The organism is Pseudomonas sp. 20P_3.2_Bac5, from assembly GCF_025466035.1.
Lineage (GTDB): Bacteria > Pseudomonadota > Gammaproteobacteria > Pseudomonadales > Pseudomonadaceae > Aquipseudomonas.
Genome location: NZ_JANLOA010000077.1, coordinates 1 through 17,272 on the forward strand (window position 1 = coordinate 1; position 17,272 = coordinate 17,272).

12 protein-coding genes are annotated in these 17,272 nt (G+C 64.4%); 1 reads left to right on the forward strand and 11 read right to left on the reverse strand.

What is annotated here, in order from left to right; translation table 11 throughout:
- Positions 1–168: 168 nt before the first annotated feature.
- Positions 169–480 carry a DUF3077 domain-containing protein gene (locus tag NTD88_RS14445; RefSeq protein WP_262153516.1) on the reverse strand — a complete coding sequence of 104 codons (312 nt, stop codon included), beginning with the start codon at positions 478–480 and terminating at the stop codon, positions 169–171.
- Positions 481–950: 470 nt separating this feature from the next.
- Here NTD88_RS14445 and NTD88_RS14450 point away from each other — a divergent pair, with 470 nt between their 5' ends.
- Entirely contained in the window at positions 951–1,391 is a 441-nt protein-coding gene (locus NTD88_RS14450) for a nuclear transport factor 2 family protein (protein ID WP_262153517.1), read from the forward strand.
- 186 nt (positions 1,392–1,577) lie between these two features.
- Here NTD88_RS14450 and NTD88_RS14455 read toward each other — a convergent pair whose 3' ends face one another.
- The 10 genes from NTD88_RS14455 to NTD88_RS14500 form a co-directional block, all read right to left on the reverse strand.
- A complete protein-coding gene (locus NTD88_RS14455) occupies positions 1,578–3,005 on the reverse strand; it encodes an efflux transporter outer membrane subunit (protein WP_262153518.1) in 1,428 nt (475 codons plus the stop codon).
- Complete coding sequence (locus NTD88_RS14460; protein WP_262153519.1) at positions 3,002–6,181, reverse strand: efflux RND transporter permease subunit; 3,180 nt, start codon at positions 6,179–6,181, stop codon at positions 3,002–3,004. Before NTD88_RS14460 ends, NTD88_RS14455 begins: the two co-directional genes overlap by 4 nt.
- Positions 6,182–6,193: 12 nt before the next feature.
- Positions 6,194–7,438 (reverse strand): multidrug efflux RND transporter periplasmic adaptor subunit MexE, encoded by a 1,245-nt coding sequence (gene mexE, locus NTD88_RS14465; protein ID WP_095158736.1) that lies wholly within the window; start codon positions 7,436–7,438, stop codon positions 6,194–6,196.
- Between the two features lie 424 nt (positions 7,439–7,862).
- Positions 7,863–8,966 carry an LLM class flavin-dependent oxidoreductase gene (locus NTD88_RS14470; protein ID WP_095158737.1) on the reverse strand — a complete coding sequence of 368 codons (1,104 nt, stop codon included), beginning with the start codon at positions 8,964–8,966 and terminating at the stop codon, positions 7,863–7,865.
- A 68-nt stretch (positions 8,967–9,034) separates the two neighbouring features.
- A complete protein-coding gene (locus NTD88_RS14475) occupies positions 9,035–10,369 on the reverse strand; it encodes an LLM class flavin-dependent oxidoreductase (RefSeq protein WP_095158738.1) in 1,335 nt (444 codons plus the stop codon).
- 379 nt (positions 10,370–10,748) lie between these two features.
- Positions 10,749–13,121: a TonB-dependent receptor plug domain-containing protein gene (locus NTD88_RS14480; RefSeq protein WP_410017280.1), complete on the reverse strand. Its 2,373-nt coding sequence runs from the start codon at positions 13,119–13,121 to the stop codon at positions 10,749–10,751.
- A 133-nt stretch (positions 13,122–13,254) separates the two neighbouring features.
- A complete protein-coding gene (locus tag NTD88_RS14485) occupies positions 13,255–13,761 on the reverse strand; it encodes a RidA family protein (RefSeq protein WP_262154655.1) in 507 nt (168 codons plus the stop codon).
- An 18-nt stretch (positions 13,762–13,779) separates the two neighbouring features.
- Positions 13,780–15,360, reverse strand: coding sequence for a flavin monoamine oxidase family protein (locus NTD88_RS14490; protein WP_262154656.1), 1,581 nt, complete (start codon positions 15,358–15,360; stop codon positions 13,780–13,782).
- 295 nt (positions 15,361–15,655) lie between these two features.
- Positions 15,656–16,558, reverse strand: coding sequence for a LysR family transcriptional regulator (locus NTD88_RS14495; protein ID WP_262154654.1), 903 nt, complete (start codon positions 16,556–16,558; stop codon positions 15,656–15,658).
- Positions 16,559–16,639: 81 nt separating this feature from the next.
- Positions 16,640–17,260, reverse strand: a complete 621-nt coding sequence (locus NTD88_RS14500) for a tetratricopeptide repeat protein (protein WP_095158743.1) — start codon at positions 17,258–17,260, stop codon at positions 16,640–16,642.
- Positions 17,261–17,272 lie beyond the last annotated feature (12 nt).

Genomic DNA, 17,272 nt, shown 5'->3' on the forward strand with positions numbered 1-17,272 from the left:
GCACGAGGCTGTTTTCAACGCAGCATCACCGAGTATCAAGGCTTTTCATACAGAGCCTAACGTTCTCCACATGCTCATTCTCGCAACACTCAAAAAAGAGACGGATTTATTTTCTCACCTGAAACAATCCGCCCCTTTGTCATTTCGCCTGCGCAAGCCAATAACACGCTACTCAGCCTTAACTCCTTTGTCCCGCACCCCCTTCAACAGCGACTCAACCAACGCTCGGGAAATCTCCAGCGAGTGGTAGTTACTCCACGCCAGATCCCCGACTTCCTGCTCGGCCAGTTCGCAGACTTGCAGGTTGGTTTCGAATGCTGATTTCAGGGTCATGGACAGGTGTATGAGGGCATCTTCGATGTCGACGCCGGCGCAGACGGCGAACAGGGGTTTGTGGCTGTCGTTGCACACGCTGAAGTGGGTGTGGACGGTGGCGAGGCGAGGGGTGGCAGCGGGTGGATCGGGTACGGGCTTTTTCATGGTGTCGATCTCTGTGAAGGAGTGAGTCGCCACGATCTAGCCGTCAAGCAGGAGGGTGGCAACTGTGCGAGGGTTGACGGACCGGTCCACAGAGAAAACCCGGCGCGCCCGAAGGCGCCCACACGCACAGCTGCCATAGCAACCAGCGTTCTGTGAAAGTCAGTCCGTCAAGACCGGTCGTTGATGAGCAACGACCGGCGAAGACTAGGTGCCGATTCCCACGAGCGCAACGGCTGATAAGGCGCGGAAGTATGATTGGGAAATTGCCTACATGAAAGTCGGAAGAAGCCTGGATTTCGTAGCTTTATGCGACACCCCGGTGGGGGATTTGCTGGGCGGGGTGTCAGGGGGATCGCGAGCAAGCTCGCTCCTACAGAAGGGGGGAGTGGGGGGCTTGTAGCTTGAATGGACGATGTGCTGCCGTCTGTGCGGGTCGATAGTGGGGCGAGCCCAACGACGAGGACGGTGTTATGACCGACAGCGCGGTAGCGATCAGTAATCTTCTTTACCTCTATGCGGAGCGCCTGGACTGCGGCGACTTTGAAGGCGCGGCGGCGCTGTTTCGTCATGCCCGGATCAAGTTGGCGGGCGACAGGCCGACCCTCGACTCAGCGCAGATGCTGGCGGTGATGCGGGACTTGATCACGCTGTATCCCTGCGGCACGCCGCGGACCAAGCATGTGACCAGTAATCCGATCATCGAGGTCGATGAGGCGGCGAACCGTGCCACGGTGCGCTCGTACTACACGGTGTTTCAGTGCACCGAAGGGTTGCCGTTACAACCGATCACGGCGGGGCGGTATCACGATGAGTTCGAGCGGGTGGACGGGGTGTGGCGGTTTTCGTTTCGGGATTATGGGTTGCAGGATGCGGTGGGGGAGATGGGGTTTCATTTGCGAGGGGAGGGTTGAGGTTTTTTGCGGGGCTTTGCGGCCTCATCGCTGGCAAGCCAGCTCCGACAGGTTGGGTGTTCACAGCCCTTGTGGGAGCCGGTCTCGCCGGCGATGAGGCGTGAAAGATCAGCCGAAAAAAAGCCCCGCAAGGCATACACCCGCGGGGCAAAACGGTCGGTGTGAACCAACCAAAGGAGCTCTGAATTACTTGGCGGCGACGGTCTCGGCCTGCCAGCCACCACCCAACGCTTTGTAGATGGCGACGATGCCGCGATACAACTCGACTTCGCCCTGGGCCTGGGCGTCTTCCGCGGCGAGGCGCTCGCGTTCGGCGTCGAGCAGGACGAGGTAGTCCACCGTGCCTTCGCGGTAGCGGATCGAGGCCAGGTCCGCGGCTTTGCGGCTGGCTTCGCTCTGTTTCAGCAGCGAGAGCAGGCGTTGTTGGCGTTTGCCGTAGTCGCTGAAGGCGTTTTCCGATTCTTCCAGCGCCAGCAGCACTTGCTGTTCATAGGTGGCCAGTGCGCCTTCGGCGTCGGCGTTGGCGCCGCGCAGACGGGCGCGGACGCTGCCCAGATCAAACGCGGCCCAGGTGATGCTCGGGCCAAGCGCCCAGGCGGACGCCGCCGATGAGCCGATCTGCGAACCGCGCCCGGCGGTGAAGCCGAGGAAGCCGCTGAGGCTGACCCGCGGGAACAGGTCGGCAGTGGCGACGCCGACGTTGGCGGTGGCCGCCGCGAGTTGGCGTTCGGCGCGGCGGATGTCCGGGCGGCGTTGCAGCAGTTCGCCCGGGTCGCCCACCGGCAGGGCCTTGGCGATGGCCGGCAGTTGCGCCGGCGACAGGTCGACGCTCAGCGCGTCCGGCCGCTGGCCGAGCAGGGTGGCGATGCGGTTGCGCGCTCGCACCTGTTCAGCCTGCAGTTGCGGCACGCTGGCTTCCACCGCCGCGAGGCGGGCGTCGGCGCGGACTACGTCCAGCTCGTTGCCGACACCGGCATCGCGCAGGGTTTCGGTGATGCCGCGAGAGTCCTGCTGGGTCTTGAGGTTGGCCAGGGCGATCTTCTCGCGCAGTTGCGCGCCACGAAGCTGGCCGTAGGCGTCCACCAGTTCGGCGATCAGGCTGACTTGCAGTTGTTGCAGGTCGGCCTGGGCCGCGGCTTCCTGGGCCTGGCTCGCTTCCAGTTGGCGCTGGATGCGGCCGAACAGGTCCAGTTCCCACGCCATGTCCAGGCCCAGGTCGTAGCGTTCGCTGTTGACCCGGTCTTCGGTCTGGCCGGGAATCTGGCCTTTGCCGAGGTCGCTGCTGGCGCGGCTGGTGACGGTGGGGAAGGCGTCGTTGTCGACGTCTTCGCGGATCGAACGGGCCGCCTTGAGGCGGGCGAAGGCCACGCGCAGGTCACGGTTGCCGTTCAGCGACTGGGTCACCAACTGGTCCAGCACCGGGTCTTCGAACTGGTGCCACCAGGCGCTTTCGAAGCGGTTGCGGTCCAGGCCGGCCTGGCCATCGGTGGCGACCAGGTGGGCGGCGGCGGTTTCCGGCGCCTTGTAGTCCGGGCCCACGGCGCAGGCGCTCAGGGCCAGCACCAACAGGCTCGGCATCCACAGTTTTGCAGCGCTCAGGTTCAACGGGTTCATGCGTGGTTCTCCACGGCGGGCAGCCGCGCGGCCTTGCGCGCCTGGCTGCGTTCGACGTAACGACGGATCAGGACAAAGAACACGGGCGTCAGCAGCAGGCCGAAGATGGTCACCCCGATCATCCCGGAGAACACCGCCACACCCATGGCGTGACGCATTTCGGCACCGGCGCCGGACGAGAACACCAGCGGCACCACACCCATGATGAAGGCGAACGAGGTCATCAGGATCGGCCGCAGACGCAGGCGGCAGGCTTCCAGTACCGCGGCCAGCGGGTCGAGGCCCTCGGTCTGTTTGTCCTTGGCGAACTCGACGATGAGGATCGCGTTCTTGCACGCCAGCCCCACCAGTACGATCAAGCCGATCTGGGTGAAGATGTTGTTGTCGCTACCGGACAGGATCACCCCGGTAATCGCCGACAGCAGGGTCATCGGCACGATCAGGATCACCGCCAGCGGCAGGCTCCAGCTTTCGTACTGGGCGGCCAGCACCAGGAAGGCCAGCAGCACGCAGAGCGGGAAGACGAACAGCGCGGTGTTACCGGCGAGGATCTGCTGGTAGGTCAGCTCGGTCCACTCGAAGGTCATGCCGTTGGGCAGTTCTTCTTTGAGCAGTTTCTCGATGGCCTTTTCCGCCTGGCCGGAGCTGTAGCCCGGGGCCGCGGCGCCGTTGATCTCGGCGGTGATGAAGCCGTTGTAGTGCATCACGCGGTCGGGGCCGGAGGTGTCGCTGACCTTGATGAAGGTCGCCAGCGGGATCATCTCGCCCTGGTTGTTGCGCACCTTCAACTGGCCGATCTGTTCGGCGTCGAGACGGAACTGTTGTTCAGCCTGGACGTTGACCTGGTAAGTGCGGCCAAAACGGTTGAAGTCGTTGGCGTACAGCGAGCCCAGGTAGATCTGCAGGGTGTCGAAGATGTCGTTGATGGCCACGCCGTGGGTCTTGGCCTTTTCCCGGTCGATGGCGGCATCGACCTGCGGCACGTTGACCTGGTAGCTGGTGAACAGTCCGGCCAGCTCCGGCACGTTGTGGCTTTTGGCGATGATGTTCTGGGTTTCTTTGTACAGCGCTTCATAGCCCAGGTTGCCGCGGTCTTCGATCTGCAGGCGGAAGCCGCCGATGGTGCCCAGCCCCTGTACCGGCGGCGGCGGGAAGATCGCGATGTAGGCGTCCTGGATGTCGGCGAACTGCGCGTTCAGCGCGGCGGCGATGGCGGCTGCCGACTGGCTCGGGTCCTTGCGCTCATCGAACGGCTTGAGCGGGGTGAACACGATGCCGCTGTTGGGGCTGTTGGTGAAACCGTTGATCGACAGGCCCGGGAAGGCTACCGAGTCGGCCACGCCCGGTTGTTTCAGGGCGATTTCGCTCATTTTCTTGATGACCGCTTCGGTGCGGTCGAGGCTGGCCGCGTCCGGCAACTGGGCGAAGGCCACCAGGTACTGTTTGTCTTGCGCGGGGACGAAGCCGGTCGGGGTGGACGAGAAGCCCATCCAGGTCAGCACCATCAGCCCGGCGTAGACGAACATTGCCACGCCGCTGCGGCGGATCACCCGGCCGACGGTGCCAACGTAGCTGTGGCTGGCACGTTCGAAGAAGCGGTTGAACGGACGGAACAGCCAGCCGCCGAACAGGCGATCGAGCACCCGCGAGAAACGGTCTTTCGGCGCGTGATGGCCCTTGAGCAATACGGCGGCCAGCGCCGGCGACAGGGTCAGCGAGTTGAAGGCCGAGATCACGGTGGAGATGGCGATGGTCAGGGCGAACTGTTTATAGAACTGCCCGGTGAGGCCGGAGATAAATGCCGCCGGGATAAACACGGCGCACAGCACCAGCGCCGTGGCGACGATCGGCCCGGTCACTTCGCTCATGGCTTTTTTCGTGGCTTCCAGCGGTTCGAGGCCAAGCTCGATGTTCCGTTCGACGTTCTCCACCACAACGATGGCGTCGTCCACCACGATACCGATGGCCAGCACCAGGCCGAACAGCGACAGCGCGTTGAGCGAGAAGCCGAACAGGTGCATCACCGCGAACGTACCGATCAGCGACACGGGCACGGCTACCAGCGGAATGATCGAGGCGCGCCAGGTCTGCAGGAACAGGATCACCACCAGCACCACGAGAATCAGCGCTTCGAACAGGGTGTGCACCACCGCCTCGATCGAGCCGCGAACGAACACGGTCGGGTCGTAGACGATGCTGTAGTCCATGCCTTCGGGGAAGTCTTTCTTCAGCTCGGCCATCTTGCCCCGCACTTCGTCGGAGATCTCGATGGCGTTGGAGCCTGGGCGCTGGAAGATCGGGATCGCTACGGCCGGCTGGTTGTTCAGCAGCGAACGCAGGGCGTACTGGCTGGAACCCAATTCGATCCGGGCGATGTCTTTCAGGCGGGTGATTTCACCGTTCTCGCCGGAGCGGATGATGATGTTTTCGAACTCTTCTTCGCTGACCAGCCGGCCCTGGGTGTTGACCGAGAGCTGGAAGCTGGTGCTGCCGGGCGCGGGCGGTGCGCCGAGTTGGCCGGCGGCGACCTGGCGGTTCTGTTCGCGGATGGCGGTGACCACGTCGCTGGCGGTCAGGTTGCGCGAAGCGGTCTTGTTCGGATCGAGCCAGACCCGCAGCGAGTAATCACCCATGCCGAACAACTGCACATCACCGACGCCGCCGAGGCGCGCCAGCTCATCCTTGATGTTTAGGATGGCGTAGTTGGACAGGTAGAGCATGTCGTAGCGGTTATCCGGCGAGGTCAGGTGCACGACCATGGTCAGGTCGGGCGACGCCTTGTCGACGGTGATGCCGATACGCGTCACTTCTTCCGGCAGCTTGGGCTGGGTGCGGGTCACGCGGTTCTGCACTTGCACCTGGGCGTTGTCCAGGTCGGTGCCGAGGGCGAAGGTGATGGTCAGGGTGATCTTGCCGTCGGCGGTGGACTGCGAGGACATGTACAGCATGTTCTCGACACCGGTGATGGCTTGTTCCAGCGGCGCGGCGACGGTTTCGCCGATCACCTTGGGGTTGGCGCCGGGGAAGTTGGCGCGCACGACCACGGTGGGCGGCACCACTTCCGGGTATTCGCTGATCGGCAACTGGAACAGCGAGATGGCGCCGGCGATCAGGATCAGCAGCGAGAGCACCGCGGCGAAGATCGGCCGGGTAATGAAAAACCGGGAAAAATTCATTGGACTGGTCCCTTAACCGCGTGGAGCCGTGGCGCTGGCAAGCTTGACCGTCGCGGCGCCGGCGGGCACTGGCGGACGGTTGGCGGCTTCCAGGGCCTGGCGCTGTTGGGCGAGGGCGGCGAGGGTCGCTTCGCTGGCCATCGGTGTTTCTTCAGGGGTGACCGACGAGCCGGGACGTACGCGCTGCAGGCCCTTGACCACGATGCGGTCTTCCTTGCTCAGGCCGGCGCGGACGATGCGCAGGCCTTCGAGTTTCGGACCGAGCTCGACAGGGCGGTAATCGGCCTTGTTGTCCTTGTCCATGACCAGCACGAACTTCTTGCCCAGGTCGGTGCCCACGGCTTCGTCGTTGATCAGCACCGCCGAATAGGTGGCGCTGCCGACCAGTTTCAGGCGGGCGTAGAGGCCGGGGGTGAACTGGCCGTCACGGTTGTCGAACACGGCGCGGCCACGGATGGTGCCGGTTTTCGGGTTGACCTGGTTGTCGACGAAGTTCATCTGGCCCAGGTGCGGGTTGCCGGTTTCGTTGGACAGGCCGAGGTACACCGGGGTGGTCTGGCCGCGTTGGCCGTCGCGGGCGAGCTGGGTGTATTTCAGGTAGACGCGCTCGTCGGCATCGAAGTAGGCGTAGACGCGGTCGGTGGAGACGACGCTGGTCAGCGGCGTGACGTCGGCAGTGACGATGTTGCCGGCGGTGAACTGGGCGCGGCTGACGCGGCCGCTGATCGGCGCGGTGACGCGGGTGAAGCTCAGGTTCAGTTTGGCCAGGTCGAGTTGCGCCTGGATCGCCGCGACACCGGCGCGGGCTTCGGCGGCGGCGCTGGTGCGCGACTCGGCCAGCTCGGCGGAAATGGCGTTGCTGTTGCGCAGACGCTCGCCGCGCTGGGCTTCGTTTTCACTGCGGATGGCGGTGGCGCGGGCTTGTTGTACCTGGGCTTCGAGGCGGCGGACCTCAGCCTGGAACGGGCGAGGGTCGATCTGGAACAGCAGGTCGCCCTTGTTGACCTGGGCGCCTTCGGTGAAGGCCACCTGGTCGATCTGCCCGGAGACGCGGGGGCGGACTTCGACGGTTTCCGGCGCTTCGAGACGGCCGGTGAACTCGTCCCATTCATTGATTGGTTGTTCCAGCACCTTGGCCACGCTGACTTTCGGCGCGCCGGGTGCCTGGACCGCCTCCGGGGTGCGACCACAGGCACTCATCACCAGAAGGGCCAACGCAGCAAGGGGATAGCGCAAGGGTTTGAGTGACTGCTCCATGGAGAACTCCGCCAATATATTGATAGTGGGCGGATTCTGCGTTCAGGCGCGGGTGGGCACGAATCGAACGAAGCGAAGGTGACTATCACGCGCAATGATAGAAGTGGAGTGTTATCGCGTGGCGTCGATAGTTATGCCTTGCGCGCCCACTGTATCTATATCGGTATCTGTAGGAGCGAGCTTGCTCGCGAAGGGGCCTTGATCGCGAGCAAGCTCGCTCCTACAGATGCAGACAGATACGGTGCAGGCCGTGGCAACCACAGCCAAGCTATTGGCAGGCAGGAGCAAGCAGTCTGGGTGCTGGGCGGGGATACTGACGTCGTTCCTCTGGACCGGGTCGTCCAGGGTGCGACGGCACTATCTTCATATCTGCGCTACGTTTCACCGCCAGTAGGGTTACTGGCGGTTTTTTTTTGCCTTGAATTCAGCCGTTGGCGCGCTTGCCCTGCGCCTGCTCGGCCACCCGCGCACGAATCCGTGGCAGCAGGTCCTGGCCATACTCCACCGCATCGCGCAGTTGGTCGAAGCCACGGAACAGGAAGGTGGTCACGCCGAGGTTGTAGTACTCCAGCGCCGCCTCGGCGACCTGGTCCGCGGTGCCCACCAGCGAGGTGGAGTTGCCGGCCGCGCCGGTCAGCGCGGCAATCGCGGTCCACAGGCGTTTGTCGTGCACCACTTTCTGGCTGGCCAGTTCCACCAGGCGCGCCGAGCCGATGTTGTTCTTGCCCACGTTGAATTCACGACGCTTGCTCGCGCGCAGTTCATGCAGCACCCGCGCATCGGCGAGGATCTGTTCGGCGCGGGCCCAGGCGGCTTCTTCGGTGGCGCCGAGGATCGGCCGCAGCGACAGGCTGAAGCGGATGTGTTTCTCGCGGCCATATTTGGCCGCTGCCTTGCGCACCTTGGCGATGCGCTCGCGCACCTGCTCCAGCGGCTCGCCCCACATCATGTAGACGTCGGCGTGCTTGGCCGCGACTTCCACGGCGGCGTCGGAAGCGCCCGAGAAGTAGATCGGCACATGGGGCTTTTGCAGCGGCTTGATCAGGGTCAGGTTGTCTTCGACGTGGTAGTGCGCGCCTTCGTGGCTGAACGGCTGGGTCGCGGTCCAGGTCTGTTTGACCACGTCGAGGTATTCGTCGGTGCGGGCGTAGCGGGCGTCCTTGTCGATGAAGTCGCCGTCACGCTGCAGGTCGCCGCTGTCGCCGCCGGTAATCACGTTGATCGAGGCGCGGCCACGGCTGAGCTGGTCGAGGGTGGCGAACTGGCGGGCGGCGAAGGTCGGCGCCTGGAAGCCCGGGCGGTGGGCGACCAGCAGGCCGAGTTTTTCGGTGTAGGCGGCGACATGGCTGGCGATGATCAGCGAGTCGGCGGCGCTGGTGTTGACCGCCAGCAGGGCTTTGTCGAAACCGCCGTATTCCTGGGCCTGGGCAAAGGCCTTGATGAATTCCAGGTCAACGCTCGGGCCGCGCGGCGCCTGAGATTCGCTGGCTTCCTGGGGGCCGATGAGGCCGATGAATTCGAGGCTCATGGGGCAAACTCCTTGTGCGTGTCAGAGTGGCCCGCGCTTGGCGCGGGCGGAATGGGCATGAGGGCGGTTCAGGCGACCGCTTCCTGGGTGCGACGCAAGGTGTAGCGGTTGGCCGGCACCGCCAGGCCAAAGTTGTCGCGAAGGGTCTGGCCTTCGTATTCCTGGCGCAGCAACCCGCGTTGTTGCAGCAACGGCACCACCGTCTCGGTGAAGCGTTGCAGGCCGTCGGGCAACAGCGAATTGATGATGAAACCGTCTGCCGCGCCGTGTTCGAACCAGTCCTGCAGGGCGTTGGCGACTTCTTCGGCGGTGCCGACGAAATCCCGTGTCGGTGCCGAGAAGCGCAGCGCCACCTGACGCAGGGTCAGGCCTTCGTCGCGGGCCAATTGCTTGAGGTGGTCGGAGGAGCCTTTGTGGCTCTGGCTGCCGAGGTCGCCGAGGTCGGGGAACGGCGCGTCGAGGTCATGGCCGCTGAAGTCGTAGTCGTTGAACGGCCGGCCGAGGGCGACCAGCGCGTCGTCGATGCTGACCAGTGCCGCGGCTTGCTGGTAGCGGTCTTCGGCGTCGTCGGCGTCGAGGCCGACGATGGGGCGGATGCCCGGCAGGATGAACAGCTCGTCCGGGTTGCGGCCGAAGTTTTTCGCCCGTTGCTTGAGGTCCTGGTAGTAGGCGCGCGCGCCGCTGAAACCGTCGGGGCTGACGAAGATCGCGTCGGCCTGGCGCGCGGCGAAGTTGCGGCCGTCCTCGGAGGTGCCGGCCTGGAAGATCAGCGGCTGGCCCTGGCGCGAGCGGGCGATGTTCAGCGGGCCCTTGACCTTGAAGAACTCGCCCTGGTGGTCCAGCGCGTGCAGCTTGTCCGGGTCGAAGAACTGGCCGCTCTGCTTGTCCCGCACCAGCGCGTCGTCTTCCCAGGAATCCCACAGGCCCTGGACCACTTGCACGTGCTCCTTGGCGATGCGGTAGCGCTCGGCATGCGGCGGGTGCTCGGCCTTGCCGAAGTTGTCGGCGGTGCCGGACAGCCACGAGGTGACCACGTTCCAGCCGGCGCGGCCGCCGCTGATATGGTCGAGCGAGGCCAGTTGCCGGGCGACCTGGAAGGGTTCGGTGTAGCTGACGGTGATGGTCGCCACCAGGCCGATGTGCTCGGTGACGGCGGCCAGGGCCGAGAGGATGGTCAGTGGTTCGAAGCGGTTGAGGTAGTGCGGGCTGGATTTGGCGTGGATGTGCAGGCTGTCGGCAATGAAGGCGAAGTCGAATTTGGCGCCTTCGGCCAATTGCGCCTGTTGCTTGTAGTAGCCGAAGTTGACGCTGGCGTCGGCCAGAGCGTCCGGGTGGCGCCACTCGCCCCAGCCGTGACCGACACCGTGGATCATCGCGCCGAGTTTGATCTGTCGTTTGCTCATGCTTCGCTCCTGAGGAGAAGGGGACGAAGCGCGGGAAGAGGCCCGGCTTCAGTCGTCGATAACGGCCTCCGCCAGGAAAGGGGTCGGTCTGTGGGATAGACCTTAAACGCGGGAAAGCTGCCTGTGAAAGCACATTTTCTTCTATGCTAATTATGTAAATTACGCATTACATAAATTGACTAATATCAATAAATTGAATTTTGATTTTTGCCAGAATCTACCGGCTGCCGCAGCTTTGGTAGGAGCGGCTTCAGCCGCGATGGGCCGCGCAGCGGCCCCAAATCGGTGTAAACCTGTTTTGCGGCCGCTTCGCGGCCCATCGCGGCTGAAGCCGCTCCTACAGGTGTGCAGTGCTTCACCTGCAGGATTGCATCAAACCTCAGAAGTCATAGGTCAACCGCGTGAAGTAATACCCCCCGGTGAAGCCATACGGCGAGTACGCCCCGTAGCTCTTGACCATGGTCTTGTTGCTCGGCGATTGCCGCTCGGGATAGATGTCGAACAGGTTCTTCGCGCCAATCGCCAGGTTGAGGTCCTTGGTCAACTGGTAGCCCACGTCCAGGTCGGTAATCCAGCGCGCCTTGTAGACCCGGTCGTACGAACGGTCGCTGGCGTCGTTGACCTCGCGGTAGGAGCCGTAGTGGGTCAAGCCGAGGTTGACGCTGTAACGGTCCAGGCGCCAGTTGCCGCCCAGGAGCAGTTTGGTCTTGGGCTGTACGCCGGTGATGAAGTTGCGCGCCTCACGGTCCATCAGCTCGTAGTTGCGGCCCAGGATGTTGACGCTCTCTTTGTAGTCGAGAATCTCGGTGTGGTTCCAGTTGAACGCCGCGGTCCACTTCACGCTGCCCAGGCCGCCGAGGTCCTGGTCATAGTTGCTGACCAGGTCCAGGCCCTTGGTGCGGGTGTTGGCGCCGTTGGTGAAGTACTGGCCGCCGGAGGTCGAGGTGATGCCGTTGGCCACCAGGCTCTGGGTCACTTCCGGGCCGAGCAGGGTGCCGGTCAGGGTGATGCGGTCGCGCACGTTGATCAGGTAGGCGTCAGCGGTAAGCGACAGTCGGTCGGTGGGCTGGAAGGTCAGGCCGAGGCTGTAGTTGGCCGACTTCTCCGGTTTCAGCGGTTCGGCGCCAAGGGCCTTGGCGGCGGCCGAGTCCACCGGCAGCACGCCGAAGTTGATCGACTGGTAGACGCCGTTGACCACGCCAAAGGTGGTGGAGCGGGCACTGAACAGGCTGTTGGCCAGCGACGGTGCGCGGAAGCCGTTGCTTACCGTGGCGCGCACCGCCAGTTGCGGGGTGAACTCGTAGCGGGTGCTGAGCTTGCCGCTGCGGGTCGCGCCGATGCCCTGGTCAAAGTGTTCGTAGCGCAGCGCGGTGCCGACGTACCACTGCGGCAGCGGGTTGAAACCCACGTCCACATAGCTGGCGACGCTGTTGCGGTGTTCGCTGGCGGTCTCCGCCGGGGAGATGCCGTTGGTGACCTGCGCCCCCGACGAGGCGCAGTTGCCCGGAGCCACGCAGTAGCCGCCGTTGGCCCAACTGGCCCAGTCGCCGTCTTCCACTTCATAACCGTCGCGGCGCTGTTCCAGACCCCAGGACAGATCCAGTGGCTTGCTCAGGCCGACATCGAAACCACGGTGCAGGTCGAGGTTGCTGGTCAGTTGCGTGGAGATCCAGGTGCCGGACTTGAAGTGGTTCGGCGTGGCCTCGCCCAGCGACGGGTTCTGGTTGTTCCAGGTGCCCTGTTCGGCGTCGTTGCGCCCGTAGGTGCTGGACAGGTCCCAGTCCCATTCGCTGGCCTGGCCCTTGGCGCCGAAGGCCGCCTGGAAGTCCTGTTCTTCGATGTACCAGGTCGGCGTGTAGCCGGCCGGGCGGCCGTTGGGGCCGGTGGTGATGGTGTTGGTGATGGTCGGCAGGCGGAAGTTCTGGCCCTGTTCGGCCTTGCGGTAGGACCAGGTGCTGAACGAGTACAGGCTCAGGTCATCGTTGACCGGCAGTTCGGCGTTATAGCCCAGGGTCAGCAGGTTGATCTTCGGCGTGCCGTAGCCGCCATAGGTGACCTTGCCGGCCTTTTCATGGGCTTCGGCATAGCTGTAGCCGTTGGCGCTGGCTTTGTTGTCGTCGTTCTGGCTGCGGGCATCCAGGGCCAGTTGCAGCACGCCGTCGGTGCCGATCTCGAAGCCCTTGTTGACGCTCTGCTGCACGGTCTGCTTCTTGCCGTCGTAGCCCTGGCCGGCATTGGTCACGGCGGTGCCGCTGGTGTCGGCCTTGAGGATCACGTTGATGACCCCGGCGATGGCGTCGGAGCCGTACTGGGCGGCGGCGCCGTCACGCAGCACTTCGACGTGGTCGATGGCGCTGATGGGGATCAGATCGAGGTCGGCGGGGGCGGCGCCGGCGTTGATCCCGCTGATGTTCAGGGTGGCGCTGGTGTGGCGGCGCTTGCCGTTGACCAGCACCAGCACCTGCGCCGCGTTGAGCCCGCGCAGGCTTGGCGCGCGGGCCATGCCGCTGGCGTCCCAGCCGGTTTTTTCCGGCAGGGTGAAGGAGGCGACGCTGGCGCTGAGGGCTTCCATCAGGCCGGGCTTGCCGGTGTCTTGCAGTTGCTTGGCGCTGATCACGTCGATGGGCGCCGGGCTGGTGGTCACGGTGCGTTTTTCGCTGCCGCGGCTACCGGTGACGATCACCGTTTCCAGGCGCGAGCCGCTGGCAGTGGGGTCGCTCGGTTCTTCGGCGTTGACGGGGGCGATATTCAGGCTGGCAAGCAGTGCCGCGCCCAACAGTGGGGTGCGCGCGGTCGCCGCTGGCCAGCGGGACAAAGGGGCAGTGTTCAAGGCGTGTTTCCTGTTCTGTTGTTCTTCGTGCGAGGACGGGGCCGAATGGCCGGGCTCAAGGCGCCTTGGCGGCGATGGCTTCGATTTCCACCAACGCGCCCGGCAGCGGCAGCGCAACCACTTGCAGCGCGGTGCGGGTCGGTTTGTTCGGCTGTTCGGCGGTGGCGAAGAACTTCGTGTAGGCGGCCTGCAGGCCAGCGAAGTCGAGGGTGCCGCCCTTGTCCGGGTCACCGACGAGGAAGACTCGCAATTGCACGATATCGCCAAGGTCCAAGCCCTGGCTCTGCAGCGCGCTGCGCAGTTTGGTCAGCACCGAGAAGGTCTGGGTTTCGGTGTTGCCATAGGCCTGGATGCTGCCTTTCGGCGCCTTGGGGTCGGCGACATCGGGCAGGGTGCCGCTGACGAAGGTCAGTTGCGCCGAGGCCGGCACCGTGACCAGTTGCGAGATGGGGAAGGTGGAGCCCGGCGGGCTGATGCGCTGGATGCTGTCGGCGTGGGCGGCGTTCAGGGTCAGGCTCATGAGGGCTCCGAAGGTCAGGGCAGTGAAGGTGTTGGTGTTCATGGAGACATTCCTTGTCGGTCAGGCGGCGGCAACGTTGCGGGTGGTCTGGTTGGCGTGCTCGGCAATCAGGCCGACCACGCGACGGGCGGATTCGGCGGCGCTGTTCTGCCAGATGCCGACGCCGCCGTGGGCGAGGGCGTCGCTGGCCAGCCAGGTGCGGCCCTGGGGCTGGTTGAGCGTGTCGTAGGCCGGTTGCACCACTTCGTCGTGGACGATCCACGGGCTTTCGCTGAAGGGGATTTTCGACCAGTTGACCGCCACCGAGCGGCCGAGCTTTTGCGAGTGGCCGGGGTGCAGCGATTCCACCGCGCTTTTCGACGACGCGAACTGCTCCTGCAAGGTCTTGCCGGCAAAGGCCTCGGCGGTATCGCCAGTGTTGTAGGTCGCCACCAGCACGCCTTGCGCGCTGTTCAGGCGGTCGCTCGGGTACCAGAGAAAACGCGCGTCATGGTTGATGTACGAGAGCCCGCCGTAGATCTGGAAGTCGGTTTCCCAGAAGCGCGGCGACTGCCAGGCGACCTTGTTGGCCTTGTCCGGCTTGGCCAGTTCCAGCGCCTGCTTGAAGGCCGGGGTGAAGTTGCTGTCGAGCTTGCGCAGCAGCGGCAGCGGCAGGGCGACCACCGCGTAGTCGGCGTCCTCGGTGTGCTGGCGGCCGCTGATGCGGTCGCGCCAGACCACGCGACTGCCGGTTTCCGAGGTCTGGATCGACTGCACTTCGGCGTTCAGTTGCACCGCGTCCTTGACCTGGCGATAGAACGCCTTGGGGATCTGATCCATGCCGCCCACGGGCTGGAACATGGTCGCGGAGAATTCCGGGATTTCATCGAACACCAGCGGCAGCAGCAGGTTGCTGTCGAGCAGGCGGTCGAGTTCCACCGGCGTGCGCTGCACCGGGGTCTGGTCGCCGGCCCCGGCGAAGCGCGTGTAGCCCGAGCGCACTGAGCCGCGGTACTGGCGCTCGTCATTGAGGTCGCCGTAGACCTTGAGGAAATCCAGCAGCGCCTTGCGCTCGCCGGCGTTCAGTTCCTGGTCGAGGCTGTTGCGCTGGACACTGCGCGCCAGCAGTTCGCTCAGGTGGCCGCGGGTGTCGTTGACCGCCTGGCGCAGCAGCAGCGGCGGCTTGCTCAGGTCCGGCTGGACCAGGGCGTTGCGGCTGCTGTTGACCAGCACTTCCAGCTCCACGCCCAGCTCGCGGCAGTAGCCGAGGATGGTCAGGTGGTGGCTGGGCAGGCGTGCGGCGCCAGCGTTGAAGAACAGGCCGTTGTCGAATTCCACGGTCTGTTTGCTGCCGTCGTTGTGCTCGATGCGGTCGCCATTGCGCAGGGTCCAGACCCGGCCACCGATGCGATCGCGGGCTTCCAGCAGCTTGACCTCGAAGCCGGCCTTGCGCAGCTCGTAGGCCGAGACCAGGCCGCTGATGCCGCCACCGACGATCACGACTTTTTTGCCGTTGCCGGCGCGGCTGGCCAGTTTCAAAGGTTCGAAGGTCGCCGCCTGGGCCGAGCCCGGCAGCCCCAGCGCGGACAGGCCGCCAAGCGCCGCCGAATAGCCACCGATGGCGGCCAGGCGGGAAATCAGATCTCTACGGGTGAGCCCCATATCGCGTATCTCCATGAAGGTTGCCGGAGGTGCGCTGCGCGAAGGACATAGGCAGCACGACCCGACAGCAACCGCGAGGTTGGGATGTCGACGTTCTGCGCACGGCCAGGGAAATGCCGCAAAGGCGGGGAGAAGCGGAAAGGGCAGACCCGCTGGCGGTGGCAGAAATCCATTTGCCTCCACCAGGTTGGGGTCGGTGAAACGAACATAAGCGTCTGAAAGGCGCTTGTGAAAGGCTTTTTGGTTCTAAGTTAATTATCAGAAAATGGCATAAAGATTATTTTCTAACATGCGATCAGGATATTTTGTTTCCGTCCAGGCGCTGCGCCGAGACCGTGCCGAACAATTCCACCGGTTCCTGCAGGTTGCCCAGGTAGCGCGGATGGAACAGCCACAGGTCCACTTGCGGCTTGAAGTCGCTGACGTTGAGGACTTCCAGTTGATCGCGGTGGCGACTGGTCGCCAACAGCGGCTCCGGCACCAGGCCCAGGCCCTGACCGTTGGCCACCAGGCCCAGTTGCAGCTCGGTGCCGAAGGTCTCCAGATTGATCTGCAACGACAGCCCCTGTTCGCTCAGCGCCCGCTGCAGGCCGGCGCGGAAACCGCAACCGTCAGGGTTGAGCACCCAGCCGCGCAGGTAACAGTCCTTGAGTTTGTAGCTGCGTTTACTCGCGGTGCCCTTGGCCGCGACGACGCGCAATTGCATGCGGCCGATGGAGCGGCTGGCGATGCCTTCGGGGAAAATCTTGCCGGTGGGGAACAGCGCGGCGGCGGCGTCGAGGTCGCCGTTTTCCATCTTCGCGATCAGCGAGCTGCCCCAGCCGCTGACCACTTGGGTGCGCAGGTCCGGGTAGGATTCACGGATCTGCGCCAGGGCATCCAGCAGCACCACGTCGCCGATGGTCTGCGGCACGCCCAGCCGCAATGTGCCGCTGGGTGCGCCGTCGCTGGCGACCAGCTCGCGCAGGGTGTCGATCTCCCGCAGGATCGCCTTGCACTGCTCATAGACCCGCCAGCCCATGGGCGTCGGCTTGAGCGGCTTGGTGTTGCGATCCAGCAGATTGGCGCCCAGATCTTCCTCGAAATTCTGCACCCGCCGCGTGATCGCCGGCTGGGTCAACTGCAACGCCTCGGCGGCGAGGTTGGTCGACTGGCAGCGGATGACGGCGACAAAGGCGTCCATGTCATCGATCTTCATATTCGCTTCTCACATACTCTGAGCCGGGGAAATGTTTTTGCAGAATAATCCTTCTTGGCCGACCGTGCTCAGGATTGTGCGTCAGCGGTAGCGCCGCCTCCCCAGAACCCGCCACCACGCGCCTTTGCCGCGGCTTTCGATGGCTTTCAACTGCTCGCCGAGCGCGGCGATGATCTGTTCATCCCGCGGGCTTTGTACCTGATAGATGCCGAGGGCTTCGCTGAGCGCCTTGTGCGCTTGGGGAAGGTTCTCTTGTTGCAGGTGGGCCACGCCCAACGAGGCGAGGCAGGCGCCGACGGGCGCGAGGTCGTCGGGGGTGTCTTCGCGGTAGACCTGCACGGCGCGCTCCAGCGCCTGCGCAGCTTGCGCCAGTTGGCCCAGTTCCAGGTAGCAGTTGCCCAGGGTCTGCAGGCTCTGCCCGACTACCATGTGGCTGGGGGAAAACAGCGCTTCGCGGCTGCGCAGTACGTCGAGGTAAAGTGCCAGCGCTTCGGCATGCCGCTGCTGCGCCCAGCGCAGGCCGGCCAGGCCGTTGCGCACCGTCGCCAGGCTGGCCGGGTCGAAACCGTCGATGGCTTCGGCCAGGGCCAGTGCTTCGAGGAAACAGTCTTGCGCTTTGTCCAGGTAACCGTGGTTTCTGTAATGCACGGCCTGGTTGTTGAGTTCGAGGACGCGTGCGTTATCGATGACGGTGCTGAGCATGGGGCGTCCTTG

Bases quoted from the DNA above. Each gene is read 5' to 3' on its own strand.
- NTD88_RS14445 (WP_262153516.1), bottom strand. From the start codon at position 480: ATGAAAAAGCCCGTACCCGATCCACCCGCTGCCACCCCTCGCCTCGCC.
- NTD88_RS14450 (WP_262153517.1), top strand. From the start codon at position 951: ATGACCGACAGCGCGGTAGCGATCAGTAATCTTCTTTACCTCTATGCG.
- NTD88_RS14455 (WP_262153518.1), bottom strand. From the start codon at position 3,005: ATGAACCCGTTGAACCTGAGCGCTGCAAAACTGTGGATGCCGAGCCTG.
- NTD88_RS14460 (WP_262153519.1), bottom strand. From the start codon at position 6,181: ATGAATTTTTCCCGGTTTTTCATTACCCGGCCGATCTTCGCCGCGGTG.
- mexE (WP_095158736.1), bottom strand. From the start codon at position 7,438: ATGGAGCAGTCACTCAAACCCTTGCGCTATCCCCTTGCTGCGTTGGCC.
- NTD88_RS14470 (WP_095158737.1), bottom strand. From the start codon at position 8,966: ATGAGCCTCGAATTCATCGGCCTCATCGGCCCCCAGGAAGCCAGCGAA.
- NTD88_RS14475 (WP_095158738.1), bottom strand. From the start codon at position 10,369: ATGAGCAAACGACAGATCAAACTCGGCGCGATGATCCACGGTGTCGGT.
- NTD88_RS14485 (WP_262154655.1), bottom strand. From the start codon at position 13,761: ATGAACACCAACACCTTCACTGCCCTGACCTTCGGAGCCCTCATGAGC.
- NTD88_RS14490 (WP_262154656.1), bottom strand. From the start codon at position 15,360: ATGGGGCTCACCCGTAGAGATCTGATTTCCCGCCTGGCCGCCATCGGT.
- NTD88_RS14495 (WP_262154654.1), bottom strand. From the start codon at position 16,558: ATGAAGATCGATGACATGGACGCCTTTGTCGCCGTCATCCGCTGCCAG.
- NTD88_RS14500 (WP_095158743.1), bottom strand. From the start codon at position 17,260: ATGCTCAGCACCGTCATCGATAACGCACGCGTCCTCGAACTCAACAAC.